Annotated in this window: 4 protein-coding genes and 1 pseudogene; 1 reads left to right on the top strand and 4 read right to left on the bottom strand. The window is 68.4% G+C overall.

The genetic code is table 11. The features are described from left to right. On the bottom strand, positions 1 to 880 hold an 880-nt coding region (locus tag B4M62_RS02385; protein ID WP_290704629.1), incomplete at its 3' end, for an IS110 family transposase. Between the two features lie 234 nt (positions 881 to 1,114). Here B4M62_RS02385 and B4M62_RS02390 point away from each other — a divergent pair. Continuing rightward, a pseudogene (locus B4M62_RS02390) lies at positions 1,115 to 1,585 on the top strand (IS30 family transposase); the annotation flags it as partial. A gap of 39 nt (positions 1,586 to 1,624) precedes the next feature. On the opposite strand, the gene istA reads toward B4M62_RS02390, so the two are convergent. The 3 genes from istA to B4M62_RS02405 all read right to left on the bottom strand — a co-directional run. Beyond that, entirely contained in the window at positions 1,625 to 2,524 is a 900-nt protein-coding gene (gene istA / locus B4M62_RS02395) for an IS21 family transposase (RefSeq protein WP_290704639.1), read from the bottom strand. Positions 2,525 to 2,953: 429 nt separating this feature from the next. Beyond that, entirely contained in the window at positions 2,954 to 3,289 is a 336-nt protein-coding gene (locus B4M62_RS02400; RefSeq protein ID WP_290704632.1) for a hypothetical protein, read from the bottom strand. 96 nt (positions 3,290 to 3,385) lie between these two features. Beyond that, a partial coding sequence (locus B4M62_RS02405) for a hypothetical protein (protein WP_290704635.1) occupies positions 3,386 to 3,616 on the bottom strand: 231 nt, incomplete at its 5' end.

The following is a 3,616-nucleotide window of genomic DNA, read 5'->3' on the forward strand; positions in this document are numbered from 1 at the left end:
GGCTGCCGCCGATCTGAGCGAGGAACGTCGCCGCGAGGACCCGGCCGAAGCCGGGCATGCTGAGCAGGATCTCGGCGTGCCGGTGTCGGGCGAAGTGTTCGGTGATCTGGGCGTCGATTCGCGCGAGGTCCTCGTCGATCGCGGCGATCTGGGCGGCGAGCTTGGCCACCAGCGTTGAGCCGACCGTCTGGGTGGGCAACTCCGTAGCCTGGGCGTGCGCGGCGTCGACGGCGGCCTGCGCGACCCCGATGCTGTTGCGGCACCCGCGGGCCTTCAGCCACGCCGCCAGACGGGTGACGCCGATCCGGCGAAGGCTGTCGGGGGTCGAGTAGTGGGACAGGAGCGTGAGCGCAGCCTTGTTCTTGGAGTAGTCGAATGCTCTCTCCAGCGCAGGGAAGTACTCCAGCATCGTCGCGCGCAGCCGGTTGATCGCGCGGACCCGGTCATGGATGACGTCGATGCGGTGGGACGTCAGCAGGCGCACGTCGACAGCGACCTGGTCGGCTCCGCGGACGGGCTGGAGGTCGGTGCGCATGCGGGCCTGATCGGCGATGATCCTCGCGTCCTTCGCATCGGTCTTTCCGTCGCCGCGGTAGGTCGCGGCGGCGTGGTGCACGATCCTGCCGGGAATGTAGAGCAGCTGTTGGTCGTGTCCGGCGAGCAACGCGATCAACAGGGCGGCACCGCCGGCGTTCAGGTCGGTCGCCCAGCAGACGTCGCCGTCGTCGGCGGCAAGCTCGATCACCGTGCCGATGAGCTCGAGGAGGGCAGCCTCGTCGTTCTCGACTCGCTTGGACAGCAGCACCCTTCCTTTCTGGTCGAGCACGACGCAGTGGTGCGTTTTCTTCCCGGCGTCGATTCCGGCCCACACTCTCGGCATGTTCATGGTCCTCCCGGTCGTGGATCTACGGCCCTGTCGATGACCACGCCGGCACGTCCTTACCCAACGATCGGAGTCGCAATTCTCAATCAGCGGTCGAGTCATCGGCGGGCAGCGGGCGGCCATTCCCAGTGAGCCGTCAACGCGGCAGGGAGACACTGAGCCATACCCGCTGCCCGAGGGTGACCGGAACACTACGACAGCCCCCGCTCTAGCCCTCACCAACAACGTAAGGAAGGCGACCTGATCATGGGCGCCGGCAACGGCACCGCGATCGTCACCCTCGTGGAGCGCACCACCCGGTTCACGCTGCTGGGCCACTTGCCCGCCGGCCGGCACGACGCGGCCACGGTCAGAGATAGCGTCATCGCCGCCCTGAAGCCCCTGCCCGCCCATGCGCGGCTCACCCTCACCTGGGACCAGGGCAAGGAGATGGCCCGCCACCGGGAGATCGCGGCGGCGTTGAAGACCACCAAGATCTTCTTCTGCGATCCTCGCTCGCCCTGGCAGCGGCCCAGCAACGAGAACACCAACGGTGTTCTGCGCGACTACTTCCCCAAGGGCAGCGATCTGGCCGTCCACGCCGCCGACGACCTCGCCGCGGTCCAGAACCAGCTGAATCAGCGGCCTCGGAAGGTCCTGTCCTGGGACAGGCCGGCCGACCGCATGACTACACTCCTGCGAACACCCGTGTTGCGACGTTGACTGGAACTCACCCACGCCCTCCACTGAACCCGGGGCGGTTCAGCCCAACCGGATCTGCTGGCGCCAGCCCACGTGCCACACCGTCGGCGGCAACGGCAGCATCGCGGCACGGTCGGCGTCGATCAGATCGACCGGACGAGCCTTGGTCGTCCTCACCACCCGCTGGTTGGCGGCGGTCAGCCAGTCGGTGAACTGGGCGTTGAAGTCGGCTGGGGACGCGAACTCCCGGCCCGGCATGAACGAGGTTTCGAAGTAGCCGTTACGGCGTTCCACGATCCCCTTCGATTCCGGATCACGCGGACGCAGCAACACCACCCGAGTGGCCAGACTTCCCGCGAACGACCTCGCCGGCTCGGTCAGACGACCACGCCCGATCCCGGGCTCGTTGTCCCAGATCAACCGGCGCGGTACCCGACCCAGCTGCTGTAACAGCGCCCAGGAGCCCAGCAGCAGGTCCTCGGTCTTCCGCGTCGGGATCATCCGGCCGGTCATGAACCGGCTGTGCGCGGCCGTGATCACCAACACCGGTAACAAGACATTGCTGCCGTCCTCCAGCAGAATCTTGCGTGGCGGGAACCACACATCACACGGCGCCGCATCCCCGGGCGACCACTCGATCCGATCCGCCGGATCCGGCCTGTGGTGCTCGCTCCGCAGCCGGTTCACGTTGTCACGGAACCAGCGGATCGACCCGCTCCAGCCCACCCGCTCAGCCAACACCGTCGCCGGCATGTCCGGGGTATCCGCCAGCAACTGCCGCACCCGCCCCTCGAACGGCGTGAACGACGTCTCCTTGACCTGCTTGCGTTCGTACCTCGGCGGACCGTCCGAAGCCACCGCCTTCGCCACCGTGTTCCGCGAGATGCCCAACCGGGACGCGATCCTCGCCTTCGGAACCCCCTCCGCAGCAAGCCTCCTGATCAGTGCCCAGTCCTCCATAGTGATCACACTCCAATCGTCGAAGAGTGCTCACTTTTCGAGCGCCGTTACCGCCCAGTTTCAGAGCGCCGCCGAGAGGCGTCCGGCCTGACCGATCCCGGCTGCCTGCCGGTTTGGTGATCAGGACGCGGACCCGCGAGTCCTCGGGCAGCGTGATCGGAGTCGAGGGTCGTCGGGCCCACCACACGATGCGGACCATCGCCTCCTCGGCCAGGACCGACGCCACCGTGCCACCGGCCACGAGGGCCAGGACGCCCCACGCCGCCACACCACGTAGAGCTTCGATGATCATCAGCCACAACACCGCCGCGATCAGCGCCTGCGGCGCCTTCACCAGCGCCCCCGCCCGGCGCAGTTGTGCCGTCCGGGGCGGGTACACGGTTCTCGTCGTCATGATGGTTCCTCCGCGGCCTCCCGATAGTCGGGAAGCTACTGGTCGCCTCCGACGATTCCGGACGCCGAAGGCGCCGCCGCGGTGGCCGACAGGGCCGCAAGCTTCACCAGCCGTGCGGCGTCCCTGTCGGTGAGGTCGCACCAGTGGGAGGCCTCCGCCAGGCTCAGCCCGCTGGACACCAGCGCCTTCAGCGCGGTGCCGGCTCGCCGTTCGGTGTCGCCGATGAGCGCGTCGCGTTCGGCGAGCGCCGTCATCACCACGGCCGACAGCTCCTCCCGCTCCTTGACCAGATCGGCCCGCTGCTGCCGCAATCGCGCGACCCGCTCTGCCGCGCTCCTGCGCGCCTGCTGCCGGATCTCGTTGATCGCCATCCCTGTCGCCCTCCCCCAGGCCGTCGGCTGGCTCGCCGGCTCACCATTTCCTAACGGGGCAGGCACGCGCCCGGTGGACGCCGCAGGGTCAGGTGTTCAGGGGCGCATGTCGTCGTGCAGCCGGATGCTGGAGAGTTCGATGCTGCCGTCGTTGAGGAGCCAGTAGTGCAGCCGCCGCGCTGACGGGGTCTTGACCTGCAGCGACACCCGCCAGCAGGTGGCGCCGTCCTCCCGCATGCGGGGCGGATCATCGCCGCCCGGCCCTGTCCGCAACTGGTGGGCCTCGCGACCGGCGAACTCGTAGGCGCGGCCGGTGAGGACCTCGAC

Source organism: Gordonia sp. UBA5067 (genome assembly GCF_002414845.1).
GTDB classification, from domain to species: Bacteria; Actinomycetota; Actinomycetes; order Mycobacteriales; family Mycobacteriaceae; genus Gordonia; species Gordonia defluvii.